The sequence below is a fragment of the Paenibacillus qinlingensis genome (genome assembly GCF_031455095.1).
Taxonomy (GTDB): Bacteria; Bacillota; Bacilli; order Paenibacillales; family NBRC-103111; genus Paenibacillus_E; species Paenibacillus_E qinlingensis_A.
This window is the reverse complement of the sequence record NZ_JAVDSB010000008.1, coordinates 210,013-235,186: the sequence shown is the minus strand read 5'-3', so window position 1 is coordinate 235,186 and position 25,174 is coordinate 210,013. Positions and strand designations below refer to the sequence as shown.

Below are 25,174 nucleotides of genomic sequence, written 5' to 3'. Positions count from 1 at the left end.
TATTTTTATTAATAACACTGGTCTAACGCCTGCATCTCCTTTTTCTATAGATTCCGTTCTAATAGAATCCCCACCTGTTCTGCCACCACTTTAGGTGATTCAGGTACTCCATTCGTAACATACGATTCCACTAATCCCACGATAGCGGTTCCGAAAAATTTTAGAATCACATCTTTATTTAACCCTTTATTTATACCTTGGGTTATATCTACGTCATTTTTTAATTGTTCAATTATAAACTCGAGGAGACGGTTACGGAAAGTAGGTGATGCACTGCTTGATAACATGATAGAAAAGAAAAGAAAATATTGTTCAAAGTATTCGAAGATGATCAAATTTGATGCTATGAAACCTAGATCTGATGATGATTCACAGATTTTCCTTAATTCATTTATATGTTCTTCAATAAGTTTATCCAGTAGATCGAACTTATCCAAATAATGATGATAAATTGTTCTTCGACCGACATTTGCTCTATCGGAAATATCTTGGATCGTAATTTCATTAAAATTCTTTTCAGACATCAGGTCAATAAAAGCGGTTTTAATTGCTTCTTGAGACTTGAGAATTCTTCTATCCATCACTCGCATCATAGTTAATACCAACTTTCTTAATATTAATTGCACAATATGAAGCGGCATGTGCAATTGGGCACAGAACGCATTCTTTTGATTATTGTAGATAGCATTATTTGATTCTATATTATACACATATGTGCGATATCGCATCAATGTGCAATAATGTAAGCCGAGTTAAACGATATCACAATAATGATTAAATTTGTACATTTTAGCAATAAATTGAGGAGGATATCACAACAATGACAAACTCTAAAACCATTCTCGTCACCGGAGCGACCGGGCAGCAAGGCGGTGCAACTGCACGGTATCTGCTCGGCAAAGGATTTCAGGTGCGCGCCTTCGTTCGTAATCCGAATGCACCCGCTGCGCAACAGTTGGCTAATGCCGGAGCCAAATTAATTGTCGGAAATATGGATGAGCGCGAATCGCTTGACGAGGCAATGAGAGATGTTCACGGTGTGTATAGCATCCAGCCATCTTTACTCCCACCTGACTTTGCGGAGAACGAACTCCAACGTGGCATCAATGTCGCCGACGCTGCGCTGGCAGCAGGCGTTCACCATGTAGTATTCGCGTCGGTGGGCAGCGTCGATCGTAACACTGGAATACCGCACTGGGAAATCAAGTGGCAGGTTGAGCAGTACATTCGAAAACTCGGACTCCCGGCCACATTCTTGCGACCGACCATGTTCATGGAGAACTTTGCGGATGCCACATGGGGACCGAAAAGAAATTATTCGGTACTAGCTCAAATTCCTCCTGACGAAGCGGTACAGCTTATTGCATTGGAAGATATCGGGGCGATGGCCGCGCTTGTATTCCAACATCCGGAGCGATTTATTGGGCATGCGATTGAGTTGGCTGGCGATGAGCTAACCCTTGGGCAGATTTTATCCGCGATCAATCATTGGACCGGTGTTAAGCTGGAAGGTCATGCGAAGCCAAGCAACAGGGCGATTGATGGCAATAACGGTATCGTGCGCTATAGTGACTGGCAAGCGGATATTCCGGCTTTGCAAGCGATGTATCCGTTCCTCATGAATTTCGACACTTGGCTTTCCCGAGGCGGGGCATTGAAAATTAAGGATATGCTTGCATTTACACCATGACATACGTGCATACAGATTGACAGCCCCTAACCTGGATGAACTCCGGAGTAATAAAGAAGATCAATATTTCTAATCGATGGTACAACGATTCTAACGAATTTCGAGCCCATGTTTCTGTGTATTCAGCAAAATGTAGCATATCGGAGGTTAAATGCAATGGACAAACCCTATTTATTTCGTCCCCTATCACTGAGGAACTTGAACTTACCCAATCGTATTGTCATGGCACCAATGACAAGAAACTTTTCTCCTAATGGAGTTCCTGGCACAGACGTTGCCGCTTATTATCGCCGTCGCGTGGAGGGCGGGGTCGGACTGATTATTACCGAAGGGACAGTCATCAATCACCGCGCGTCGGCTGCAGACCATAACATACCGCATTTCTACGGAGAAGACGCACTGAACGGTTGGTCGCAGGTTGTAAAAGAGGTGCATGCGGCAGGCGGCAAAATCATGCCTCAACTTTGGCATGCGGGCATGGCCCGCAAAATGAGTGACTTTCCGGATTCTGATGCCAATCCGGTGGGACCTTCCGGACTAAACCTTCAAGGTGAACAAGTGTCGGAAGCTTTGAGCGAGTCGGAAATTGCCTCCATTGTCGATGCTTATGCGCAAGCAGCCGCCGACGCGAAGCGGCTAGGGTTCGACGGGATAGAGCTTCATGGCGCTCACGGTTATCTGATTGATCAGTTTTTCTGGGAGAAGACGAACCGCCGCACGGACCGATATGGCTGTGACTTGACGGCAGGCACAGCATTTGCCGAGGCAGTTATCCAGGCTTGCCGGGAAGCGGTTGGACCTGACTTTCCGATCGTACTTCGTATTTCGCAGTGGAAAGCGGACAACTACGATGCGAAACTTGCGGATACTCCGGATCAGCTCGCACAATGGCTGACGCCGCTTGCGAAAGCAGGCGTTGATATTTTTCACTGCTCGACTCGCCGATTCTGGGTACCGGAATTCGAGGGATCCCAATTGAATTTGGCGGGATGGGTCAAGAGAGTGACCGGGAAACCAACTATTTCTGTTGGTTCAGTGGGTCTTGAGGTGGACGTTCTTGGCTCCGAGAACGACGGTAACCCCTCAGAACGTCTCGATGCATTGAACGAGCAAATCAAGCGGGAGGAATTCGATTTGATTGCAGTGGGACGCTCATTGTTAGCCGATCCTGCTTGGGTAAATAAAGTTCGTGAGGGACGATTTAATGACATTATACCCGTATCGGCGGAAGTTTTTGCAAAGCTGACTTAACTGGTTTACGGGACAGAGTAGATAACAATACAAGAAAACTAGACAGTTGAACAAATAGGAATAAGGTTTCAGGTTTCCGGATTACTCTCAAATAGAATAGGAGGATATGAGAACAATGACAACTACAAAACCAATGAGTCAAGAGAGACGCGACATGCGTGCATACCGATTGACGGCTCCTACCCTGGATGGACTCCAAATGAACACTGAAGAAGTACCCGAAATTTCGTCTTATGAAGTCCTCGTTAAGCTTCACGCGGCTTCGCTCAACTACAAAGACACATTCTACATTGCGGGTGACAAGGGGATTCAATTGCCCCGGCCAACAATACCGCTGTCGGATGGAGCGGGGGAGGTCGTGGCCGTAGGTTCTCGCGTGGATCGCTTCGTACCTGGCGACCGCGTTGCGGGCGCACTCGTTCAGGATTGGCTCTACGGTCCCATTCCTACGCATGCGGTTAATTCCAGCACATCCCTTGGCCATGGACTCGACGGTAATTTGACGGAATATCGCGTGTTCAACCAAGAGGGTTTGGTCCACTTACCGAAAAACTTGTCTTACGAGGAAGGTGCGACGCTTCCTTGCGCGGCCGTTACGGCTTGGAATGCGGTCCGGGGCATTCGCTCCTCGCAGACGGTTTTGATTCTCGGCACCGGAGGGGTTGCTCTCTTCGCACTCCAGTTTGCAAAAGCGCTCGGAGCAAAGACAATCATCACCTCCTCCAGCGACGAAAAGCTCGCTAGAGCTGTTGAAGCCGGGGCCGATCATGTGATTAACTATCGAAGAAACCCGAATTGGCATAAAGCAGTACGCGACTTGACTGAGAATATCGGGGTTGACCATGTGGTGGAAACGGTAGGTTCGAATACGTTGGAGCAGTCGATTCTCGCTGCTAGAATCGAGGGTACAGTCCACTTGGTAGGAATCGTTCCGCCTGCAGGAAAATTAGATCCGATGCCTATCATTCTCGGAGCGATCACCGTCCAAGGCGTACGCGTAGGTTCGCGCCAGTTGTTTGAAGAAATGAATATTTTCATCGAACGAAAGGATATTCATCCCATTATAAGCCAGCGCTTTGCCTTTGAGGACGCTAAGTCAGCATTCATTCAGCAACTGAATGGACCTGACTTTGGCAAAATCGTCGTTAACATCCATGGTGAGAACGAGTCTTGAAATCATTCATTCAACGGGAAACGTTACTTAAATAGGGATCGTAGGTTGTGTGCAGTCGACGATCCTCGGCAAAACCCCAGAAGAAATCATTGAACTATCCAGAACCAAATATCATGTCATCATATCCGGTCCGCCGCTTCAAAAGAAATAACACACACTTTTACTTCAGCAAAAATGGCAACTGATCCTCTGGATCAGCTGCCATTTTGTGTTCTTTTATAACGTTCTAGAATTTAATCATGATGTAACGGCTTGCAGCGATCATGGATATTAGGATTCTCGTACTATTATTTTTTATCTTAATAGCTTCGCGTGGTTGTATGTTATTCCGCAGGAACAACGGTGTGTACCAAACATGGCGTCATAGGAGGGAGGGAATTCCTTGTAAACACGGATAACCTGTTGGGCTAACTCTTCAGAATCCTTGGGTACTGTGCTAAGTGAATCGGCTTTAGCCTGGGTGTCAATATGCGCACCTGGCGGTACAAACATGTTGGGGGCAAGCCGGACTCCATTGGTCAAAAGCGCATCATTCGAAATATAGGAGCCTCGGCCAACATACGCATTAAAGACAATAGCCTTGAAGCCGACGAATGCATCATCTTCAATCAGGCAAGGACCGTGAATAATGGCCCCATGTGCAATAGAGACTCTGTTGCCAATGAAGATGGAATACGGCTTGTTGACCACCTGAATATTTTGATTGGCTAATCCGTGCAAAATCACGCCGTCCTGAACGTTAGAGCTCGAGCCGATAAAGAATGGCGTTCCTTCATCGGCGCGAAGCGATGCGCTTGGCGCAACAAACACGTGGTCAGAGATACGCACATCGCCGATAACACTGGTGAACGGACCAAGAAAAGCCGTTGGATGGATGGAAGGAAACCGCGGAACGGTATTCGCCGCTGTTATAGGATTGGGGCCAATAAACCTTGCGAATAGATTAACAGGACCTCTCGGAAGAGGATCGTGACCTTGCTGCCAGGTGTCGCCCCGGATAAACGAATGGTAGAATGCCATTTTAAAGTCTCCTTGTTAACGTTTTGGGAATGCTCTTGGTACTAAGGTATTCCGCATATAGGCAAATGTCACTATAGGTGGGCAACAGAAAAGTATACAACTCAAATCATATAGTTATTAAAGCAACAAGGCACCTAAAGGACTGGAAAACATCCTTGTAGGTGCCCTTTTATTATTAGCATATCTCATCATTAAACTATAAGCATCACGCTGCATCGTTAGACTTTTATGTAGGCACTTTTTTGTCGTTTATGTAGGAACATTTGTGTCGTTATTAGTTAGAATATTTATTAATTAGAATTATTATAAATAAGGTTGACTTTGTCTCTATTTTATTTATAATAATTATTATCTGATATCAATTATCAATGAAAAAAGACAGGCCGTAAGGAAGGAGTGCATCACCGATGTATGATGTCATTATTGTTGGAGCCGGTCCCGCAGGAGCTTCGGCGGCGATTTATACAGCAAGAGGGAATTTAAAAACGTTAGTTATTGATAAAGCACCGAATACAGGAGCACTCGCCATTACGCACAAAATTGCGAACTACCCCGGTGTCATTGGTGAATTATCAGGCAAAGATTTGCTAGATACGATGCGCGACCAAGCCAAGAGCTTCGGCGCTGAGTTCATCCAGACGACCATTACGGATGTCGATGTAGAAGGCGAGACAAAGTATGTGTTTACTGCAGATGGGATGTATGAGGGCAAGTCGATCATCATTGCAACTGGCTCTAAAGGACGCAATCGTATGCTGCCAGGTGAGGAAAATCTGATGGGGCGCGGCGTAAGCACGTGTGCGACTTGTGATGGTGCTTTTTTTGAAGGGAAGACGGTCGCTGTAATCGGTGATTCTGAAGAGGCATTGGAAGAAGCACAAGCGTTGAGCAAGTTTACTAAATCCATCCATTTCGTTGTTCCTCGACCTGAATTGCAAGGTGTTCATCACGTTCCAGATCTGAAAGGTACGAACATTCTTTACAAAACGAAGCCCCTTGAGGTGCTGGGAGATAAGCAAGTACAAGGTCTCCGAATTCGTACAAGCTCTGGTGGCGAGGAAGTGCTGGATGTGGATGGCGTCTTCGTTTTCTTATCTGGCAGTAAGCCAGGCACAGATTTCTTACAGGATCAAGTTCCTCTTGATGAGGAAGGCTTTATGATTTTGGATAGCTCCATGCAGTCTCCAGTTGCAGGTGTGTTCGGGGCTGGCGAAGTAAGACGCACACCGGTTAAGCAAGCAGTTGTTGCCGCTGCGGATGGTGCGATTGCCGCTATGGCAGTCGATAAATTTATTAATAAACGGGCTCAATTGATCCCGCAATATAAATAATTCTACTTATTAGGAGATGACCAACTATGTCTAATGTAATCGTATATTCCAGTACCAACTGCCCTTATTGTGTGCAATTAAAGAAATATTTAACGGAGCAACAAGTCGGTTTTGAAGAAAGAAACATTGATTTAAATGACCAATTCGGACAAGAGCTGCATGATATGGGCCTCATGTCACTACCTGTTACTGTCATCGGTGAGCACAAAATTCTTGGCCTCAATGTCACTAAACTCAAAAAAGCACTAGCCGAAATCGCTAGCTAAACTATACTAACACTCAAAGGAGAATCACATCATGACACAACAACTAACCGTTCAATCACCTGCTACTTTTGCTAAAATAGGGCTGCCAGCTCCAAGTTTTTCCCTGCTCTCTACAAAAAATATGGAAACGCTCGAGGAAAAAATCTCGCTAGAAGATTACCGCGGCAGATGGCTCGTATTCTTTTTCTGGCCATTCGACTTCACTTTTGTGTGTCCGACAGAAATCACAGCATTCAGTGACAATTATGAACAGTTCCTTGACCTAGACTGTGATATTGTAGGTGCGTCTGTAGACAGTGTCTACACGCATCGTGCTTGGACACAAACACCGCGCGATCAAAGCGGCATCGGCCCTGTGAAGTTCCCATTGGTGAGTGATTTCTCCAAAGAAACAGCACGTGCCTATGGCGTCCTAGATGATGAGACAGGTGCGGCGCATCGCGGCTTGTTCATCATTGATCCGGATGGCGTGCTGCGCTACCAAGTAGTGACGGACATGAATGTAGGACGTTCCGTTGACGAGACACTTCGTGTGCTACAAGCGCTGCAAGCAGGCGGGCTATGCCCAGCTAACTGGAAGCCCGGCGATCGCACACTATAAGCGAGATGAAGTAAGGAAGTCCCAATCGACATGTTGTCGATTGGGACTTCCTGTATTCTGTTCACCTTTTGAAGTATAATGAAGAAATTACAGTTAGATAGTGAGGTTGAGTGCAGCATGGCGTCCATTGCGGACAAGGTATTTATGGGTTCTTTAATTTTGATGATGGTAGCGGTTGTCGTTAGCGGGGTTGGCTTCCAATTCATTAATTGGAAATCGCAAGTGAACAATGAGCTTGAAGAAGAAACGAAGACGAGCAGCAATCGCAAGAAATCCGTTATGGATCGACAAGATAAAAGTCTCAAACGAATCGGGCGCTCTTACTTATTTTGGATTGCGGTAGCGGGCATGTTGATTTCGATAGGGTTAAGTTATTTATAATGTGTCTGTTAAAATAGGCATACAAAAAAGCACGCCGAATGCGGTGTGCTTTTTTGTCATGGTCAAGCTTATCTCTGAATTAGCCAGAATCCCGCGCAATAAACCGTGAGGACAGCACGACTTTCTCCACTTGTCTGCCCGGGTGCTGAAGGCGGTAAAGCAGCGTTTCAACAGCTCGAATGCCTAGCGCTTCCTTGCCGAGCTCGATGGTGCTTAGGGCTGGAGTCGCGTAGGCGGCTGCTTCAATGTTGTCTAGTCCGATGACCTTTACCTGACTCGGTACCTCGAGACCATGCCGTTTCAAAATAGGCAGCAGCGCTAGAGCAAGGTGATCATTGGCGCAAACAAAACCATCTGGCATGGTTTCCGGGGTCAAGGCCGCTACTTTGCGATCCAACTGGTGAAGCATGTGTGGGTGGGAGTAGGCTATTTGCCATTTCTTCAAATGGTAGTGCTCAGCAGGTCCAGCCATATCCTCGAGTGCCATGCGGCAGCCCCACCAACGCTCTTTGAAGCTTACGGCGAATTGATCATCGCCAATGAAAATAACACGCTTCGCGGCAGTGGAGAGCAAGCGTTGACATGCCATTTTGCCAGCATCCAAATTATTATTAAGCACACTATCTACTTCGATTAGCGGCTCATTATGGTCGATGAGGACGAGTGGAATCCCACTCTGCTTTAATGAAACGACGGATTGCGTTGGAAAAGTTCCTGCTAACAGCTGGCCAATACAATGCGAAAGATCAATATAGGATGGGATCTGCAGTTGGGGCTGGTGATTAGGTGCGATGGGGACGATCAGATGCTCATAGCCTAGCTCTTTACTGGCCGTGGCGATACCCGTGAGAACCTTTCCCCAGAAAGGGTTGTCCTGCAAATAGGTAGACTGAATCCACACCAAAATATAGGGAGTGAATTCGGTTGTCGTGTGCGCACCCTCAATGGCAGTAAGTTTGACGGCTTGATGAGTTGATGAGCGTGCAGTTTGAGTTTGCTGGAGGGTATAGCCCATCGCTTTCGCAGTCTCTTGAATACGAAGCCGGTTCTCTTCACTAACGCCTGATTTACCTGATAACGCTTGGGAAACCGTATATTTAGACATGCCGAGTCGGTCGGCGATTTGCTGCATGGATACTTTTTTGCTCATGAGAGACATCCTTTATATTGAAAATACGTTATGTACCTCGTTCGTTCGGAACCTAACAAATCTATTGTTCCTGATTATGTAGGAATTGTCAATGCAGCCGATCTACTAGGTTTACGCAAAAAAAAGATTGACCGCACCTAAGAAAGTGAGTAAATTATGCTCATGAATAAATATTGTTAGCCTAACAAAAATAACAAAATAAACAATAAGACATTGAAGAAACACACACCGACTTGGAGGATGAAAGCATGCTTACTACCATCATTTTTTACGATCCCAGATTTCCGTATGAAGGGAATCGGCCAGACAATAAAGCGGTTGCACAGCTAGGAGAAATAGGAAGAGTAGTTGGAGCCGAGGGGCTGGCAGATGCGCTGCAGCAGGGGGCAGATAATTTCATTCATCTACATGGACGTTATTTTCCGAAATCAGCGTGGCAGGCAATCGTTACTCATGCGCGTAAAGGCAAAGGTTTTGTACATCTAGGAAGCGCGCCATTCCGAGTACCTGCCTATCTAGGTGCAGAAGGCTGGGAGCTGGAAATAGAGCAAACAACGTATCACCAGGAGCTTCAAATTCATGAAATTCTGTCCGTGGACGACGCTCTCATCGTCAGTTATGCCGCACATTCCGAGTTACCATTGCTGGCAGGTAAAGAAGATCTATTTGCCATTCAGCCAACCGTTGGATTCGCACTGCATGTGACACGGACCGATGATCATCCAGGTCAAATTGGTTCCAGTGGTCCGATGGATGCTCATTTCACGCCGCTGCTGAAGGGGATTTCAAAGGATGGACGTGAAGTTGCAGCACCGATCGTACTTCTTGAGAATACGAAGGGGGCATTCGCGGGTGGCCGTTGGATTTTTGCCAATGTGGTCACGGATGAAACGTTCTGGAGCAATGGAGGAGTCTCGATAATCGCCGATTTGGCTGCATACACGAAGCGAGGCGTGACGGAAATTTGGTTCAAGCCTAATTACGCCTGTTATGATCCGGGCGACCGTGCAGCTTTGACAGTTCAATTGCAGACACTTGCGAATCGTACAGGTGCCGTGTCAGAGAATGCATCATGGACATTCCACGTTCAAGTAACGAAAGCGGGGCAGTCGGAGCCGATCTGGACGACGAAATTCGTGATGAATGCGTCGCGAGAGCTCTCTTTTAAAAAGGTAAACATGCCCATTGATATCGAAGCCGGTTACTATACAGCGGTGTGTAAAGCCGTAGCGAATACGGGGGAGACGCGCACGTTTAACCAAGGTTTCTGGGGGTATGATGCAGACTTGCTGCGCGAAGGGACGCCGATGTCTTGTGATCGCGACTACTTCTGGAAGGATGGACGTCCGCTTCCGATTGTTGGGATGACGTATATGACGAGCGATGTGGCGAGGAAGTTTTTGTTCTTGCCGAACGTTTCCGTGTGGGACCGAGATATTACGCAAATGGTCAAAGCGGGCATTAACCTGTTGCGTACAGGCGTCTGGTCGGCATGGCGTCAAATTATGTTCGTGGATGGACATCCCTATGAGGAAGTGCTGCGCAGCATCGATGCGTTCATTTTGACTTGTAAAAGACACGGCATTGAAGTCACGTTCAATTTCTTCTCGTTTACACCAGAGCTGTGGGAGGGCGTGAATCCATATTTGGATCCCCGCAGTGTGGAGGCGCAGAAGCGGTTTATTTCTTCCGTGGTGTCCAGACATAAGGAAACGACGAACGTGCATTGGGATCTGATTAATGAGCCGTCGATGTTTAATCCGAGCAAGCCTTTTGCTGGGCCGCAGTCGGCACATGATTCTTTCGAGCACGAGGCTTATGTGGCTTGGCTGGAGGAGCGTCATGGGGATATTCGCAAGCTGCAAGAGCGGTGGAATATGTCTCCAACGGAGCTGCCGAGCTTCGCTAGCGTCCGATTGTTGGATCCATCCGAGGTGAACATGAGTACGACGGAGACTGTGGAGAAAAAAGGTTCCCCATGGCTGGACTACACCCTATTCACCATGGACATGCACAATCGCTGGGCGAAGGAACTCATCGCGACGATTCGCAGTATTAACCCAGCCCAACTGGCTACAGTCGGGCAAGATGAGGGCTTAGGCGCGCAGCGGCCATCCCCATTCTTTTACGCAGAAGCTGTGGATTATACGACGGTGCATACATGGTGGTTGATGGATCAACTGGTGTGGGACGGGATTTTCTCCAAGGCGCCAACGAAGCCAAGTTTGATTCAAGAGACGGGCATTATGTACGTGGAGACGGCGGATGGTCGTGCGAAGCGTTCGGAATATGAGCTGCGTAATATTTTGGAGCGAAAATATGCTTATGCGTTCTCCACAGGTGGAGCAGGTGCTGTTCAGTGGATTTGGAATATCAATTTCTATATGAACAACATCAATGAGTCGCATATTGGGGCGCTGCGGGCAGATGGGACAGAGAAGCCGGAAGCTGATGTTTCTTATGATTTCGGGTCGTTCATGGCAGAGATTCGCGATCTCTTTGTAGGACGCAAACTAGAGGATGTCGTGGCTGTATTCCCGTATTCGAATGATTTCTCCACGCGCAAATTAGCCGGTGATGCAACGGCGAAGTTAACTCGCACACTGGCTTATGGGATGAATGTACCGTTCCGCGGCTTGAGCGAGTACCATTTGGAAGCTCTGGCGTCGGATCAGCCGAAGCTGATTATCGTGCCGAGCGCACATAACTTCAGTGATGCTGCTTTGGATAAGTTAACATCGCATGTGCGTGAGAATGGCGGAACACTGCTCTTTACCGGGCCGCTTGGTTTGAATGAATACTGGGCGCCGGTCGCTCGGTTGACCGATATCGTAGGTGAAACCGTGCTCAGCAACATTGTGCGCGAAGAGGCGATGGTGTTGGACGATGAGATGGTTCCTGTTTCTTTCGGTGGAGCGCGGATCGCTCAGCTGAACAAGGAAGTCGCGCTTGCAGGTGATGGCGGCTGGAACTCACAGCATGGTGTTGTTCGCAGTTACGAGCTGGGCAAAGGGCAGCTGATCTGGTGTCCACTCCCAGTGGAGTTAGGTGAGCGGAGCGATGTGTTGGAGAAGCTGTACACGTATGCGCTTAAATCAGCTAGTGTTGAGGCGGAACTGAACTGGGTCAAAGGCGGACAGTTGCCAGGGGTTTATGGGCGGAAGCTGAGCTTTGATAGCGGCGCGTTGTTTATCTTTGTCTCGGAGTTTGGCGTGGACACGCAGATCGAAGTAACCGATCCGGCAACGGGCCGGAGCTACGCGTTCGAGCTGGAAGCTGAGCGAACGGTCATGTTCGCCGCGAACTCAGCGGGCGAGTTGTTGGCGGTGTATCGACCTGAACAGGTGCAGGTTGAAGTGAAGTAACAATTGGCGTCAGGAACGCTATCACAAAAGACCTTAAATGACGCAACTACTTTAAACAACGTTACGGGAAAATGCTAATCCGTGCAAATGGACGATGGGCTGAACAATAACGTTATGCGATAATACTAAAAGCTCCAAAATCGAAGTTTCCTGCGTATTTCAACACTTTAGCGTTATACCATCACTTTATTTCCAGTAAAAATGACAAAACACGCAAGATAAGATGATGCCATCACCTTACCTTGCGTGGTCTTCCGAGAAGCGGAAACTAAAAGGAACTTAGCAGGTACAAGTACCAACCGCTAAGTTCCTTTTTCATATCCCTATTTACTTTTCCAGCGTATATATTTGCCTCGATCATTAACCTAACTTACTTCTGGGACAGACCTTTTTGCGCGTGGAGGGAGTAAGTAGGGATGCGTTAGGTGGGAACGCTGGGGTAGGAGTAGGGAAGTCAATTAGGTAGAATGAATGGTTTGTTAGATTCAGAAGGTATTAACTGCATGAAATCCATCTATTCGTTCTTATTACACAATATAGGTGAAAATAACTATATCGCATACATGTAAATGTGTTTTGAACATCAGACAGAATGGTGGGGGTCAAACTATCAAACCCCCTCAGTGTTTTTCACTGAGGGGGCTAGTGCCACGCTATATAATTATGTAATTTGATCAATACAGTTACTGCAAACGAGCTTCCCTTTGAAATACGTCATATCCTCGAAATTACCACAAAATACGCAGGCAGGCATATACTTTTTTAATGTGATTCGCTCAGGATCCACGTAAACTTCAATAGCGTCACCGATTTCAATGTGCAGCGTCCGACGCAGCTCAATAGGTAAAACAATCCGTCCCAGCTCGTCCACTTTTCTTACAATTCCCGTCGACTTCATACAACAACCTCCCTTTTTTTATGAACCAACGAACTACTTCATCTAGTTACAAAGACTCATATTCTGTATATACATCTATTCCACATATGCACTCAAATCCCTTTTATTTACTGATTGAGTTTTCGATAAAGTTGACAATTTCTTCAAACCTCATGCAAACCGAAAAAAATGTAAACTTAGTTCGATAGAAACGTCAACTTTCCCCAAGACAATCTTGTTATAGTTAAGAAAATAAGAATAATAAAACGAAACCATAAGCGAAGGTGGAGGTTTTTCATTGATTTGGAACCGATTAGGTGTATTAACGGATGAAGTATCTGCTGATTTCGAAAAAGCGGTAAAGTGGGCTGCCGAACAGGGCTTACGACATGTCGAAGTAAGAGTTGTGAATGGCGTCAATGTTGCGGAACTGGGAAATGCTCAGCTCATCGACATCCGCAAATTAGTGGAAGATCACGGATTATACGTGTCAGCAATTGCCTCTCCTTTGTTCAAATGCGCACTAGATCCGCAGCGATTGGTTGAATCAGGAGATACGTTTGGGCAGAAGGAACAGAGTGTGGAGGAACATTTTAAAAAACTTCATAGGGTTATTGAGATTGCGAAGCTGCTCGGGACATCTCGTATCCGGATTTTCTCGTTTTGGCGGGAGCTTGATCCACAAAAACATCGAAATGAGGTTATTCATCATCTAAAAAGAGCAGGAGACATCGCCGAGAGAGAAGGCGTGATGTTGCTGTTAGAGAATGAGCCATCTTGCAATGGAGGCTTTGCTGAGGAAGTCGCTTCGCTTGTTTCTGGTATTGATTCCCCAGCGGTTAGGGGGCTATGGGATCCAGGGAATGAAGCGTACGGGGCGAAGGAGGCATTCCCGAGAGGCTACCAATTCATGAAAAAAAGTTTAGCACATGTCCATCTAAAGGATGCTTATATTCGTCATGATGGAACGCCCAAATGTGTGCCTCTTGGCTCTGGTAATGTGTCAATAACCGCTCAGATTAAGGCGCTCGAAGCAGATGGGTACACAGGTTTATATACAATAGAAACGCATTTTGTCCCAGATAGCGGCAGTCAGCTGACAGGCACGCGCATGACGCTAGATGCACTTCGCGCTTTATTAGAGGAGGTGTAGCATTGGCTAACTGGAAATTTGGCATCATAGGTTGCGGTTCGGTGGCAGATTTTCATATCGAGGCTATCCGGCAAATTGAAGAGGCAAGCCTGGTTGCGGTAGCCAGTCGTACGGGGGCGAAGGCGCAAGCCATCGCTGAGCGTGAGGGATGCGCTTGGACGACGGATTATCGTGAGCTTCTTGCCAGGAACGATGTTGATATTGTGTGTGTTACAACCCCAAGCGGCAGCCATGCGACGATCGGGCTGGAGGTCGTGAATGCGGGCAAGCATTTGATTATTGAGAAGCCAATTAGCATGAATGTGGCGGACGCTGAGCGGCTAGTCCAAGCGGCACGAGCGAAGAACGTGACACTCTCTGTCATCTCACAGCGTCGATTCGAGGCGCAGAATCAAGCGATCAAACGGGTACTAGACGAAGGGGCTCTCGGTAAACTCTTGCTAGTCGAGGTATCACTGCCCTTCCATCGATCTCAGTCTTATTACGACAGCGCGCAGTGGCGCGGAACGATCGCAGAAGATGGCGGTGCCCTGATGAATCAAGGGATTCACTGCTTAGATTTGCTGTTATGGTTCGCAGGTGAAGTTCACACGGTTTTCGGCAAAGTCGCGACGCAGACGCACGAGATGGAAGCTGAGGATTTAGGTCTGGCCATTTTGCAATTTAAAAATGGGGCATTTGGGACGATCATGGCATCGACCAGCATTCGTCCAGGCTTCGCCGCAACCATCCATTTGTACGGGGAGAAAGGGACGATTAAGCTGGAGGGCTCGACGATTGTCCATTGGACGGTGCCAGGTCGAAGTGAACCGACTTGGACAGAAGAAGGAGCCTATGGCGGTATTACGGATCCACGCAGCATTGCATCGGATTTTCATCAAAGCCAGTTGTTGGATGTCATGGCTTCTATCGAAGCCGGCGAAGAGCCGCTGGTTACGGGGGAAGCTGGGCTGCGAGCAGTGCGGCTAGTTGAACAGATTTATAAGAGCGCGGCGGAAGGTCGGCAGTTAACTTTATAGTACTGGAGGAACTTAACTATGCAGGAGCCACAATCACAGGTGCAACCACAACCAGTCAGCCAAGTACAAATCGATGAGTTGCAGGTTAATGTATATCAGAACCGGAAAGCATTGGGGCAAGCTGCGGGATTAGATGCAGCCACAAGGATCAAATCGCTGCTTGCAGAGAAAGCGGCAGTTCGCATTATTTTCGCGGCAGCGCCTTCGCAGAATGAAATGCTCGAAACGCTGGCACAGGATGAAGCCATCGATTGGTCGCGGATCACCGTGTTCCACATGGATGAGTACATCGGACTCAGTGAGGAAGCGCCGCAGAGATTTGGAAGGTTTTTAACCGATCGTTTATTCCATCTAGTTAATCCGGGCACCGTTCACCTCATCAATAGCTCGAATGAAGCGGAGGACGAGTGCAGACGGTATAGCGCACTTTTGGAAGAGGCTCCGATCGATGTGGTATGCCTCGGTATTGGTGAGAACGGTCACATTGCCTTCAATGACCCCCCTGTTGCTGATTTTGCTGATCCGTTGTGGATCAAGCGTGTAGAGCTGGATGATATTTGCCTGCAGCAGCAGGTGAATGATGGATGTTTCGACCGTATTGCAGAGGTGCCTACGCATGCGTTAACCCTGACCATCCCAGCGCTGATGTCGGGTGCACATTTGTTCTGCTCTGTACCTGGTGTTACGAAACATCAGGCAGTTCAACGCACATTGAGCGGATCCATCTCAACCGAGTGTCCTTCGACGATTCTCCGCAGGCATCCGGACTGCACGATGTATCTGGACCTAGATTCCTATGGCCGATAGTACGAACGTTATTCATGCGCGCCATTATGTTACAGGAGCACCTGTCGCGATGACCGTCCGCGATGGACGGATTGCGAATGTGGAACCGCTTGCTGCATCTGAATCGGTAGATCTGCCGATTGTCGCGCCTGGCTTGGTTGATCTGCAGATCAATGGCTATGCGGGAAGCGACTTCAACACATTGCCGCTTGAAGCGGAGACGGTCAGTGGCATCGTTCGCATGCTATGGCGGGAAGGGGTAACTGCTAGTTACCCCACCGTCATTACGAGCAGCCCCGAGGCGATCGCAAGCGCGCTCGGCAGCATAGCTAGCGCCTGCGAAGCGGACCCTGCGACGGAGCAAGGCATTGCGGGCATTCACTTGGAAGGCCCGTTCATTTCGCTCGACGACGGGGCACGCGGAGCACACCCGCGTGATGCCGTAAGGCCGCCGGATTGGGACCTCTTCTGCCGCTGGCAGGAAGCGGCTGGCGGCCGCATCAAGCTTGTGACGCTGTCGCCGGAATGGCCGGACAGCGCCACATTCATCAAGCGCTGCGTCGATAGCGGCGTGATCGTGTCCATCGGCCACACGGCAGCAGACGCTTCGCAGATAGGGGAAGCCGTCGCGGCAGGCGCTCGGATGTCGACGCATCTGGGGAATGGGGCGCATCTGATGCTTCCGCGCCATCCGAATTATCTGTGGGAGCAGTTGGCGCAGGATGAACTGTGGAGCTGTGTCATTGCCGACGGCTTTCATTTACCGGACCAAGTGCTGAAGGTTGTGCTGAAAGTGAAGGGCGAGCAAGCGCTGCTAGTTAGTGATGCTGTAGCGATCAGTGGTCTTGAACCTGGCGTCTACAAAACGCACATCGGAGGCGACGTTGTGCTTACCTCAGAAGGCAAGCTTCACCTTGCTGCTGATCCTCGTCTCCTAGCGGGCTCCGCTCAGATGCTGCTGTGGGGCATTGCCCATTTGAATCGACGGGGGCTGGCCGATTTCCCAACAGCGTGGGAAATGGCATCGACACGCCCGGCTCGTTTGATGGGTTTGCCTGTCGCAGAGGGCTTATCGATTGGGGCACCGGCCGATTTCGTCCTCCTGGACAGCATGCAAGCTGACGGCCGCATCCCACTGAGGCAGACCTACAAAGCTGGCAAGATCGTCTATGATCGAAGCCAGCAGAGCTTATAAACATACTATTTTGCGCGTCTGCACAGAAGGGTTGTTCTATTCCGTTAATTGACATATGCTTGAATGAAATATGGCATCGGATAGGTGGTAATCGTATGAGCATGGAGAAGGGAATGTCCTATTTTCAAAGCAAATCCACACTGAAAAAGGAATTTCCTTTTAAAATATTCCGCTACTCCAGCCTAGCGCTGAAGCAGCCCTTGCATATCCACGACTATACGCAGATTGCTTATGTGCTCAAAGGGGTGTGCAACCATCAGCTGCGCGGCAAATCGCTGAATGTCAGCAGAGGGGATATGTTCATCATATCGCCTGGGGTGGAGCACAGCTTGAGCGCGATTGAGGAACGGGAGTTCGAGGTGGTGCTGATTGATTTCCTCCCTTATTTGGTGAGGGAGCAGTTGAAGCCTTTCTCGGATACCTTGCAGCCCTTTCTGCACAATACGGTTGACGAAATGCCAGAGTTAGGGACCATGCCACAGCCGTGGCTGCATATCGCCAAGCCAAAGCAACTGCTAGTGGAGCAGCTTCTGCAAGATATACAGGATGAATTTGAGCATCGTGAAGCGGGTTATGAATATGCCATCTGTACGAGTCTAGTCAAGCTGCTCATCCTTATGGATCGCGAATATCGCAGGGCTCGGCGTAAGCAAAGTGTAAAGTCGACGTCCACGAGCCAGCATCCGATCGAAGAAGTAAAACGATTCATTCATGACAATTACAGTCAGGATATTCCCCTTGAGCAAGGGGCATTTCTAGCCAATATGGCTCCAGCTTATTTCAGCACGATTTTCAAAAAAGAAACAGGCCAGAACTTCGTCGATTATGTCAATGAGGTACGCATTGAAAGAGCGATGGAGCTCATTCAACGGAATATGCATACCATTACGCAAATTGGCTTTCAGGTTGGGTTTCATCATCTCAGTCATTTCATCCGAACATTCAAAAAACGAACCGGCATCACGCCTACTGAATATAAGAAAACGTTTGGAAATACCCCCTAAATGGATAAAGGAAAGAGGGAATCACGATGACTAAGAAAATAGTGAAGGTTGGTATTATTGGGCAAGGGCGCAGCGGGCGCGACATCCACGGTAATTTGCTTGTGCAGCTTCCTGAGCATTACCGCATTACAGCGGTTGCAGACTCCATAGCAGAGCGTCAGGAGCTTGCGAAACAAGAATATGGCTGCACAGCGTACGCATCTTGGGAGGAAATGGTGACGAATGAGGAGCTGGATTTGATTGTGAATGCTTCTCCGAGCCATCAGCATTTTCCGATCACATTGGAGCTGCTTAATCGCGGACTGGATGTCTTGTGCGAGAAGCCGTTGGCGAAGACAACGGAGGAAGTCGATCAGTTGATTGCAGCGTCCGAGCGAACAGGAGCTGTTTTGGCCGTATTCCAGCAATCCCGTTACCAGCCGGCTTTCGTCCAGCTGAGTAAAGTGATCGAATCAGGCGTGCTAGGGCGCATCGTGCAGATCGATTTCAGCCTGAACGGCTTTGCACGCCGCTGGGATTGGCAAACGCTGCAAAGCAATAATGGCGGAAGCTTAATGAATACGGGACCTCACCCGTTGGATCAGGCGCTGCAGCTATTTGGGGCGGATGCGCAGCCAGAAGTCATGTGTATCATGGACAGAACAAATACCTTTGGTGATGCGGAGGATTATGTGAAGCTGATGCTGCGCGGAAAAGGAAGACCTACCATTGATCTGGAAATTTCATCCAGTTGCGCCTTCCCACATGAACAGTTCAACATTCAAGGAACGAATGGCGGCCTTCACGGAACAGGGAACAAGCTGGAGTGGAAATATTTTAAGCCGGAAGAAGCGCCTGAACAGAAGTTAATCCGTGAACCGTTATTCTCAGCGGAAGGGAAACCTGCGTATTGCAGTGAAACGCTGCCATGGCAAACAGATAGCTGGGAGGTTGCGATTGCAGACGGGAAGTCAGCTTTCGAACATATGACAGAGAAGCTGTATCTGATGTTGTATGAGACCCTCACCGAGGGCAAAGAACTGGAAATTACGCCTCAGCAGGTGCGCAGGCAGCTATGGGTCATAGAGGAGTGCCAACGCCAGAATCCGCATATCTACGCGCAGTAAATGATAGGCAAGCCCCGATCTCGCGTGTTGGCGGGGGAGGGGCTTTTTGTGTAGTGGCGGAGGCAGGAGTATGGAGAAGAGCGTGGGTATAGTCGGTAAAAGCGACTAACTCGGGAGCGAGTGGGGTCTAAGGCGTGGAGATAGTCGGTGAAACCGACTATCTCGAGTGAGATCGAGGCCCAGCGCGTGCAACTAGCCAACAAAACCGACTATCATAATTGGGGTAAGCACCAAGATAGTCTCTAAGGTTAATGAATTCTTATCATCAAGCAACATTCAAAAGATTTACTTATTTGCGTAATCGCCAGGATGCCCTATATTTTTCATAGTGGATTACACGTATTTAAAGGAGGAGCACGATGAGCATTAGTTACAACCAGTTGGAAGCATCACACTTGAGTGAAATCCTTGCGCTATGGAATAAGGAACTGTCCGATTTGTTTCCAATGAGACTTAGATTGCTGCAGCAAAATATCGTAGAAGATCAGCTGTGGCTGCGCGAGGGTTCATGGGTGGCTGTGGAGCAATCGTCAGGGCGAGTGGTTGGGTTCGCTGTTGCCAAAATCGCGTCTGCAGCAACGGAGGGTTTCGGTATTCCTCGTGACTTGGGATGGATTCATGCCCTCATGGTCGACGGTTCGTACAGGCGGAGCGGAATCGGGACAGCCCTTCTTCGCAAAGCTGAGGAGGCGCTCCTGAACGCAGGAGCCAAACGGGTCATGCTCGGTAACGACCTACACCGTCGCCTGTTTCCAGGAATTCCCGCTCAGCTTGAGGAAACGAGACAGTGGTTCGAGAAGAGAACTTACACGTTCAAGGAGATCTCTTACGACCTGATGAACGATTACGGAGACGATCAAGTCGTCACGTTGCCCACAGTCCATGAGGCAACATTCCGGCTCGCAAATCCTAGCGACAGAGAAGCCTTAACAGCTTTCATGCATCGCTGCTTCCCTGGCAAATGGGATTACCAGCATCGCAACTATTGGGAGCGCGGTGGAACAGGAAGAGAATTCGTCCTGCTTGAGCGGGACGACGCAATCATTGGGTTTTGCCGGATGAATGATGCCGAGTCCCCATTACTGGCGCAGAACATCTATTGGTCAGGCCTCTTTGAAGGTGAGTTAGGCGGTTTGGGTCCGCTGGGAATTGATGAGAGCTTCCGGGGGCATAAGTACGGGATCTCGATTGTACAAGCAGCGATTCATTATTTATTGCAACGTGGCGTACGTAACGTGGTGATTGATACGACACCTTTCGTAGATTTCTACGGAAAGCTGGGCTATCAGACTTGGAAGAGTTATGCGAGATATGCCAAGGATCTATAAGGTTCATAACCAAGAGGGAGCAACTACGTCATCAAGACGTAAATGCTCCCTCTTTCTCATTTAGTTCTTATTATTCAGCCTACGGAATTCGCTTGGTGTAATTCCTGTATGCCGTTTGAAAACGCGATTGAACGAGGCCGCCGTAAAGTAGCCAACAAGCGATGCAATCTCCTGCACCTTCAAATCGGTATCCCGCAGCATCTCAATCGATTTATTCATTCGGACGGTAAAGATGTAATCGCTGAAATTGGTACCTGTTTTTTCTTTAAAGTAAGTGGACAGATACGGCCCTGTGATCCCCAACTTGGCAGATATAGCTTCCAGTGACAGGTCATCTCCGAAATTCGACTCCACATATTCCATAACGAATTTGGTCATGACGTCGGTTTCGGATTTTTTCTCTCTAATGGCTGCAGCAGATTGCGCAAGGAACCAATGTAAAAACGCTTTGTATTGTTCTAAGGTATGACAAGCCTTCAATAGATCATAAGGAGACCCTCTGTCTGAGAACGTATGAATGGAAATATTTTGCGCATACATGCTCTTCAATGCTTTGTTGACGATATCTTTGGTAAAGTCTTGGAACTGCTGGGCGAGTGCGCCAGCTTTGGCAAGTTGATCGAGAAGCTTGTCAGCTAATGGAATTGTGACTGCATCAGAACCGGCGTGCAGATTGACGGTTAGCTCATTCTCCTCCGATGGCGTAGGAATCAGTAAAGCAGGCTGTGGCAGCCATTCTGTGATGATCTGAACACCTTCGCCCAACCGTCGCTGTTTGATCAGATCCAGCGCGTTCTGGTAGGTCTCGACGAAGTCAGACGAATGCTTGTGAATAGGGCTTGGTGCAATCGTGAAGTTGCCATATGTCGCATCGATATCCAGCATTTGCACAAGTCGTTCTAGATCGTCAGAACGTGCTTCTTCCTGCTCATTTTCGACAAAAATAATGGATAAGATCTGATCCTTTTCTAATTGGAAGGTCAACGAATCTGTGTATAGGCTCGAGAAATGGGCATCGATTAACTCTTTATAGGTGTTAAATGTGCGCTGATGCGCGTTTGTAATCTCTGTGAGGAATTTATCATTAAAATCAATCTGAATCAGCACGAGCTTGTAAGGCTTGTTCGAGTCGATCAAGGTGTGTAGCTGGGAGCCCTTTCCATCAAGTTTTTTTAAGCGTGTCATGTATGCGAATTGCTGTAATAGGGTGTTTTTGGAGCGAAGGTCGTTATGGAATTCTTGATTGGAACGGGATAGATTATTGAGTGTGTTGTGCAGCACATTGAATTCTCTAATTCGACTATTTTTAATCCCTTGTAAACCAATTGGATTATAAGATTCCAGTGAACGAAGCATGTTCGCTAACGGATTATGGAATCGCTTGGCAATCAGATAGGATACAGCGAGTGAAATGAACAAAGACAAGATGATAAGCGCAAGCATATTCAAGTTAAGCCTGTGAATTTGTTGCGTTAGTCCTTTATCGGAAACAATCTCGATGTATGTGAGGCCGGTCTCTGCACTGGTACGGTAGAAATAATAGGTATTCTTGATACGCGTGTAACCACTACCTGTTATTCCTTTGATTTCTTCGGGCAATTCCGATTCCACGGAAGAGAAAACAAGGTTGTGAGTGCCATCCACGATCATTAGGCTGCTTTCAGGCTGCGATTGGTGAAACGCTTCAAACACCTTCGAGCTCTTCATAAAGACGATAAAAGCAAAATTCGTATCATAGGCATTCTTAATCATGATGGGCATAAGGCTGCCGATTGGCTTATGTTCAAATGCGGTGAGAGAGTTAAAAATGGCAGAAGGATAAATTTTGAAACTCTGTGAGCTTTCAATTTCCTTCTTCCAGAAATCGACGGTGTAAGCAGATTGGGCATAAAACTTGTTGAACATGGTCTCGGCATTCCGGGTGCCATCTTTTTCAATGATGAAACGACTATCTTTGAAGTAATAGATGATGTTGTCTAAATAGAGCAAGGAATTGTTAAGCGAGTACTGTAAGTCATTTTGCGCTTTAATCACAATATCGTAGTGGGATAAGGGGTTCCCATTTTTAAGTAATTCTGTCTCATTGCTGAACAGATAACCAACCATGATACTGCGAATCAGCTTAATATGTTTCTCATAATTAGCGAATGTTGTGTTCAAATTCAGACCGCTATTGACGATAATCTCATCCTTAATCCGATCGCGAAAGAAGGAATAGGACCACGCATTAATGGAAACGAGCAATAGAATAATCGCGATGAAGCTGCAGAACAAGGTGTAGAACAGTGATACTTGATTTTGAATTTTTGTCGAAAATCGTGCTATCCACTTCATCGTGTCATTCCTTTCTTTACGAGAGATTAACAATATTGAGTATAGCATGGAGGAGTAGGAGGGGTTCAATACTCTGACCTTTAAAAAGTTATCCATTTTCATGATTCAGGCATTATAGGGTGTATGTAAGAGGGAGATTGGTGACAGATCATGGATGAGATTGTGGAATTTTCCAATGGAACTGGAAGGAGGTATCTTCACCTTCCTTAAGATAATACGTCATTTTGGGGGAATGCAGAAAATAGTGAGGAATCGAAATTATGACTCATTGCCCGGTATTCACCGTTCCTTTAAAGTTGGATGCATAGACAGGATAATCAGACAGGAGGTCAAGGGATGCATCCATTCCTAAAGAGATGGCATAACAGCAAGTATCTCATGCTTTTGTTTTTGCCGGCTCTTATTTACTACGTATTATTTAAGTATGTGCCGATGTTTGGGATTTTGATTTCGTTTAAGGACTATAACACCTTCAAAGGGGTGTGGGCGAGTGAATGGGTCGGTATAAAATACTATTCGTTGTTTTTCCATAGTCCTGATTTTCTGAAGTTGCTGAAAAACACAGTGCTCCTAGGGGTGTACAAAATTATTTTCGGGTTCCCTGCACCTGTTATTTTAGCTCTCTTATTAAATGAAGTGCGCAAGGCGACATTAAAACGTTTTGTTCAATCGGTTAGTTATTTACCTCACTTTATTTCCAATGTAGTTGTTGTGAGTATGATGTTCTTATTTCTCTCGCCAACGAGTGGATTAGTCAATAAAGTGATCCAGTGGTTCGGATATGATGCCATGAACTTTATGCAAAATGAAAGTTATTTTCGAGCAATCTACATATTATCAGAGATTTGGCAGCATGTCGGTTGGGAAACGATCATTTATTTAGCAGCTCTAAGTGCAATTGATCCTCAATTGTATGAGGCAGCAAGAGTGGATGGTGCGAATCGCAGACACCAATTGCTTCATATTACAATTCCGGGCATTATGCCGGCGATTATTATTCTGTTTATTTTGAACATCGGACATGTCCTAGATATCGGTTTCGAGAAAGTGCTATTGATGTTGAATCCTTCCATCTATTCGACTGCCGACGTACTATCTACCTACGTGTATCGGACGGGTATACAGTCATTGAACTACAGCTATGCGACAGCCATTGATTTATTCAGCTCTATCATTAACCTCATCTTCATTCTGACTGCCAATTGGATTAGCCGCAGAACGAGCGAGACAAGCTTATGGTAACGAAGGGAGTGCACGAGTATGAAAAGAAAATTTGGTCTCTTTGATGTTGTTTTATTTGTGAGTTTGCTAGGCGTGGTCGTATCGGCGCTGTATCCCTTCGTTTATATGATAGCGGTTTCGTTCAGTGGCGTTGTTCCTGTCCTTAAGGGGCAAGTCTTCCTATGGCCAAAAGAGTTTAATTTGAACACGTATGTCTCCGTTTTTGAAAAACCAGAAATTGGAAGAGCTTACCTCAATACGATCTTGTATACCGTACTAGGTACGACGCTTTCCTTGGTCGTTAGCGCAGCAGCTGCTTATGCCCTTTCGAAGAAACATATGTTGTTTCATCGTGGCTTCATGATCATGATTGTCATTACGCTATTCTTCAGCGGTGGCTTGATTCCGACGTTCCTAGTCGTCAAGAGCTATCATCTTATTGATACGATTTGGGCCATGATTCTGCCGACGTTGGTAAGTTCTTGGAACCTCATTGTGATGAGGACATTCTTTGCAGGCATGCCGCAAGAGGTTGAGGAATCTGGCAAAATGGATGGACTTACGGACATCGGCATCTTTTTCCGACTTGTATTACCACTATCTAAAGCAATTCTGGCGACGATTGGCCTATTCTACGGCGTTGCCATCTGGAACAATTTCTTCTCTGCACTTTTATATTTGCGAGATGCCGACTTGTTCCCTTTGCAAATCATCGTCCGCAACATGGTGCTGCAAGGACAAGGCACCGGCGCTGGAAATATCGGCGGCGACAGCATGATTGTGGATGAATCCATAAAGTATGCAACCATTATCATTACAACGGTTCCCATCCTGATGATCTACCCGTTCCTGCAGAAGTATTTTGCTAAAGGAGCGCTAATTGGGTCGATCAAAGGTTAATATAGAGGTACAAGAACAATGG

Annotated in this window: 23 protein-coding genes; 17 read left to right on the top strand and 6 right to left on the bottom strand. The window is 47.3% G+C overall.

The window, feature by feature from the left end:
• Positions 1 to 44: 44 nt before the first annotated feature.
• Complete coding sequence (locus J2736_RS21140) at positions 45 to 590, bottom strand: TetR/AcrR family transcriptional regulator (RefSeq protein WP_310500595.1); 546 nt, start codon at positions 588 to 590, stop codon at positions 45 to 47.
• 230 nt (positions 591 to 820) lie between these two features.
• On the opposite strand from J2736_RS21140, the gene J2736_RS21135 reads away from it, so the two are divergent.
• The 3 genes from J2736_RS21135 to J2736_RS21125 all read left to right on the top strand — a co-directional run bounded on the left by J2736_RS21135 (position 821) and on the right by J2736_RS21125 (position 4,115).
• Positions 821 to 1,690, top strand: a complete 870-nt coding sequence (locus tag J2736_RS21135; RefSeq protein WP_310500558.1) for an NmrA/HSCARG family protein — start codon at positions 821 to 823, stop codon at positions 1,688 to 1,690.
• Positions 1,691 to 1,846: 156 nt separating this feature from the next.
• On the top strand, positions 1,847 to 2,941 hold the full coding sequence (locus tag J2736_RS21130; protein WP_310500557.1) for an NADH:flavin oxidoreductase: 1,095 nt from the start codon (positions 1,847 to 1,849) through the stop codon (positions 2,939 to 2,941).
• Positions 2,942 to 3,056: 115 nt separating this feature from the next.
• Positions 3,057 to 4,115, top strand: coding sequence for a zinc-dependent alcohol dehydrogenase family protein (locus J2736_RS21125; protein WP_310500556.1), 1,059 nt, complete (start codon positions 3,057 to 3,059; stop codon positions 4,113 to 4,115).
• A gap of 294 nt (positions 4,116 to 4,409) precedes the next feature.
• Here the strand turns inward: J2736_RS21125 and J2736_RS21120 are convergent, their stop codons facing one another.
• Complete coding sequence (locus tag J2736_RS21120; RefSeq protein WP_310500555.1) at positions 4,410 to 5,135, bottom strand: LbetaH domain-containing protein; 726 nt, start codon at positions 5,133 to 5,135, stop codon at positions 4,410 to 4,412.
• A 407-nt stretch (positions 5,136 to 5,542) separates the two neighbouring features.
• On the opposite strand from J2736_RS21120, the gene J2736_RS21115 reads away from it, so the two are divergent.
• From J2736_RS21115 to J2736_RS21100, 4 genes are all read left to right on the top strand, one after another.
• Entirely contained in the window at positions 5,543 to 6,466 is a 924-nt protein-coding gene (locus J2736_RS21115; protein WP_310500554.1) for an NAD(P)/FAD-dependent oxidoreductase, read from the top strand.
• 26 nt (positions 6,467 to 6,492) lie between these two features.
• Positions 6,493 to 6,732: a glutaredoxin family protein gene (locus J2736_RS21110; protein WP_310500553.1), complete on the top strand. Its 240-nt coding sequence runs from the start codon at positions 6,493 to 6,495 to the stop codon at positions 6,730 to 6,732.
• A gap of 31 nt (positions 6,733 to 6,763) precedes the next feature.
• Entirely contained in the window at positions 6,764 to 7,333 is a 570-nt protein-coding gene (locus tag J2736_RS21105; protein ID WP_310500552.1) for a peroxiredoxin, read from the top strand.
• A gap of 78 nt (positions 7,334 to 7,411) precedes the next feature.
• Complete coding sequence (locus J2736_RS21100; RefSeq protein WP_310500551.1) at positions 7,412 to 7,714, top strand: hypothetical protein; 303 nt, start codon at positions 7,412 to 7,414, stop codon at positions 7,712 to 7,714.
• Positions 7,715 to 7,793: 79 nt separating this feature from the next.
• Here the strand turns inward: J2736_RS21100 and J2736_RS21095 are convergent, their stop codons facing one another.
• A complete protein-coding gene (locus J2736_RS21095; RefSeq protein ID WP_310500550.1) occupies positions 7,794 to 8,864 on the bottom strand; it encodes a LacI family DNA-binding transcriptional regulator in 1,071 nt (356 codons plus the stop codon).
• Positions 8,865 to 9,112: 248 nt separating this feature from the next.
• Between J2736_RS21095 and J2736_RS21090 the strand changes: the two genes are divergently transcribed.
• Positions 9,113 to 12,229 (top strand): beta-galactosidase, encoded by a 3,117-nt coding sequence (locus J2736_RS21090; RefSeq protein ID WP_310500549.1) that lies wholly within the window; start codon positions 9,113 to 9,115, stop codon positions 12,227 to 12,229.
• Positions 12,230 to 12,890: 661 nt separating this feature from the next.
• Here the strand turns inward: J2736_RS21090 and J2736_RS21085 are convergent.
• Entirely contained in the window at positions 12,891 to 13,127 is a 237-nt protein-coding gene (locus tag J2736_RS21085; RefSeq protein ID WP_310500548.1) for an AbrB/MazE/SpoVT family DNA-binding domain-containing protein, read from the bottom strand.
• Between the two features lie 277 nt (positions 13,128 to 13,404).
• Here J2736_RS21085 and J2736_RS21080 point away from each other — a divergent pair, with 277 nt between their 5' ends.
• Genes J2736_RS21080 through J2736_RS21070 form a run of 3 tightly spaced genes read left to right on the top strand, consistent with a single transcriptional unit; the run spans position 13,405 to position 16,085 of the window.
• Positions 13,405 to 14,259, top strand: coding sequence for a sugar phosphate isomerase/epimerase family protein (locus J2736_RS21080; RefSeq protein WP_310500547.1), 855 nt, complete (start codon positions 13,405 to 13,407; stop codon positions 14,257 to 14,259).
• A gap of 2 nt (positions 14,260 to 14,261) precedes the next feature.
• Positions 14,262 to 15,278: a Gfo/Idh/MocA family protein gene (locus tag J2736_RS21075; RefSeq protein WP_310500546.1), complete on the top strand. Its 1,017-nt coding sequence runs from the start codon at positions 14,262 to 14,264 to the stop codon at positions 15,276 to 15,278.
• A gap of 18 nt (positions 15,279 to 15,296) precedes the next feature.
• The gene (locus J2736_RS21070) at positions 15,297 to 16,085 is read left to right on the top strand and encodes a glucosamine-6-phosphate deaminase (RefSeq protein ID WP_310500545.1); all 789 of its coding nucleotides are present in this window, start codon (positions 15,297 to 15,299) and stop codon (positions 16,083 to 16,085) included.
• Positions 16,086 to 16,109: 24 nt separating this feature from the next.
• Here J2736_RS21070 and J2736_RS21065 read toward each other — a convergent pair whose 3' ends face one another.
• Positions 16,110 to 16,238, bottom strand: a complete 129-nt coding sequence (locus J2736_RS21065; RefSeq protein WP_310500596.1) for a hypothetical protein — start codon at positions 16,236 to 16,238, stop codon at positions 16,110 to 16,112.
• Here J2736_RS21065 and J2736_RS21060 point away from each other — a divergent pair.
• From J2736_RS21060 to J2736_RS21045, 4 genes are all read left to right on the top strand, one after another.
• Positions 16,219 to 17,259, top strand: a complete 1,041-nt coding sequence (locus J2736_RS21060; RefSeq protein ID WP_310500594.1) for an N-acetylglucosamine-6-phosphate deacetylase — start codon at positions 16,219 to 16,221, stop codon at positions 17,257 to 17,259. The genes J2736_RS21065 and J2736_RS21060 overlap by 20 nt on opposite strands.
• A 95-nt stretch (positions 17,260 to 17,354) precedes the next feature.
• Positions 17,355 to 18,263: an AraC family transcriptional regulator gene (locus tag J2736_RS21055; protein ID WP_310500544.1), complete on the top strand. Its 909-nt coding sequence runs from the start codon at positions 17,355 to 17,357 to the stop codon at positions 18,261 to 18,263.
• A 26-nt stretch (positions 18,264 to 18,289) separates the two neighbouring features.
• Positions 18,290 to 19,369: a Gfo/Idh/MocA family protein gene (locus tag J2736_RS21050; RefSeq protein ID WP_310500543.1), complete on the top strand. Its 1,080-nt coding sequence runs from the start codon at positions 18,290 to 18,292 to the stop codon at positions 19,367 to 19,369.
• A 359-nt stretch (positions 19,370 to 19,728) separates the two neighbouring features.
• Positions 19,729 to 20,697, top strand: a complete 969-nt coding sequence (locus tag J2736_RS21045; protein ID WP_310500542.1) for a GNAT family N-acetyltransferase — start codon at positions 19,729 to 19,731, stop codon at positions 20,695 to 20,697.
• 60 nt (positions 20,698 to 20,757) lie between these two features.
• Here J2736_RS21045 and J2736_RS21040 read toward each other — a convergent pair whose 3' ends face one another.
• Complete coding sequence (locus J2736_RS21040) at positions 20,758 to 23,031, bottom strand: helix-turn-helix domain-containing protein (protein WP_310500541.1); 2,274 nt, start codon at positions 23,029 to 23,031, stop codon at positions 20,758 to 20,760.
• A 336-nt stretch (positions 23,032 to 23,367) separates the two neighbouring features.
• On the opposite strand from J2736_RS21040, the gene J2736_RS21035 reads away from it, so the two are divergent.
• Both J2736_RS21035 and J2736_RS21030 read left to right on the top strand, forming a co-directional pair.
• The gene (locus J2736_RS21035; protein WP_310500540.1) at positions 23,368 to 24,273 is read left to right on the top strand and encodes an ABC transporter permease; all 906 of its coding nucleotides are present in this window, start codon (positions 23,368 to 23,370) and stop codon (positions 24,271 to 24,273) included.
• 18 nt (positions 24,274 to 24,291) lie between these two features.
• Positions 24,292 to 25,152 (top strand): carbohydrate ABC transporter permease, encoded by an 861-nt coding sequence (locus tag J2736_RS21030; protein WP_310500539.1) that lies wholly within the window; start codon positions 24,292 to 24,294, stop codon positions 25,150 to 25,152.
• The last annotated feature ends 22 nt before the right edge of the window (positions 25,153 to 25,174 follow it).

Bases quoted from the DNA above. Each gene is read 5' to 3' on its own strand.
- J2736_RS21085 (WP_310500548.1), bottom strand. From the start codon at position 13,127: ATGAAGTCGACGGGAATTGTAAGAAAAGTGGACGAGCTGGGACGGATT.
- J2736_RS21030 (WP_310500539.1), top strand. From the start codon at position 24,292: ATGAAAAGAAAATTTGGTCTCTTTGATGTTGTTTTATTTGTGAGTTTG.
- J2736_RS21115 (WP_310500554.1), top strand. From the start codon at position 5,543: ATGTATGATGTCATTATTGTTGGAGCCGGTCCCGCAGGAGCTTCGGCG.
- J2736_RS21090 (WP_310500549.1), top strand. From the start codon at position 9,113: ATGCTTACTACCATCATTTTTTACGATCCCAGATTTCCGTATGAAGGG.
- J2736_RS21110 (WP_310500553.1), top strand. From the start codon at position 6,493: ATGTCTAATGTAATCGTATATTCCAGTACCAACTGCCCTTATTGTGTG.
- J2736_RS21055 (WP_310500544.1), top strand. From the start codon at position 17,355: ATGAGCATGGAGAAGGGAATGTCCTATTTTCAAAGCAAATCCACACTG.
- J2736_RS21135 (WP_310500558.1), top strand. From the start codon at position 821: ATGACAAACTCTAAAACCATTCTCGTCACCGGAGCGACCGGGCAGCAA.
- J2736_RS21140 (WP_310500595.1), bottom strand. From the start codon at position 590: ATGCGAGTGATGGATAGAAGAATTCTCAAGTCTCAAGAAGCAATTAAA.
- J2736_RS21100 (WP_310500551.1), top strand. From the start codon at position 7,412: ATGAAGAAATTACAGTTAGATAGTGAGGTTGAGTGCAGCATGGCGTCC.
- J2736_RS21035 (WP_310500540.1), top strand. From the start codon at position 23,368: ATGCATCCATTCCTAAAGAGATGGCATAACAGCAAGTATCTCATGCTT.
- J2736_RS21125 (WP_310500556.1), top strand. From the start codon at position 3,057: ATGACAACTACAAAACCAATGAGTCAAGAGAGACGCGACATGCGTGCA.
- J2736_RS21070 (WP_310500545.1), top strand. From the start codon at position 15,297: ATGCAGGAGCCACAATCACAGGTGCAACCACAACCAGTCAGCCAAGTA.
- J2736_RS21105 (WP_310500552.1), top strand. From the start codon at position 6,764: ATGACACAACAACTAACCGTTCAATCACCTGCTACTTTTGCTAAAATA.
- J2736_RS21120 (WP_310500555.1), bottom strand. From the start codon at position 5,135: ATGGCATTCTACCATTCGTTTATCCGGGGCGACACCTGGCAGCAAGGT.
- J2736_RS21050 (WP_310500543.1), top strand. From the start codon at position 18,290: ATGACTAAGAAAATAGTGAAGGTTGGTATTATTGGGCAAGGGCGCAGC.
- J2736_RS21130 (WP_310500557.1), top strand. From the start codon at position 1,847: ATGGACAAACCCTATTTATTTCGTCCCCTATCACTGAGGAACTTGAAC.
- J2736_RS21045 (WP_310500542.1), top strand. From the start codon at position 19,729: ATGAGCATTAGTTACAACCAGTTGGAAGCATCACACTTGAGTGAAATC.
- J2736_RS21040 (WP_310500541.1), bottom strand. From the start codon at position 23,031: ATGAAGTGGATAGCACGATTTTCGACAAAAATTCAAAATCAAGTATCA.
- J2736_RS21095 (WP_310500550.1), bottom strand. From the start codon at position 8,864: ATGAGCAAAAAAGTATCCATGCAGCAAATCGCCGACCGACTCGGCATG.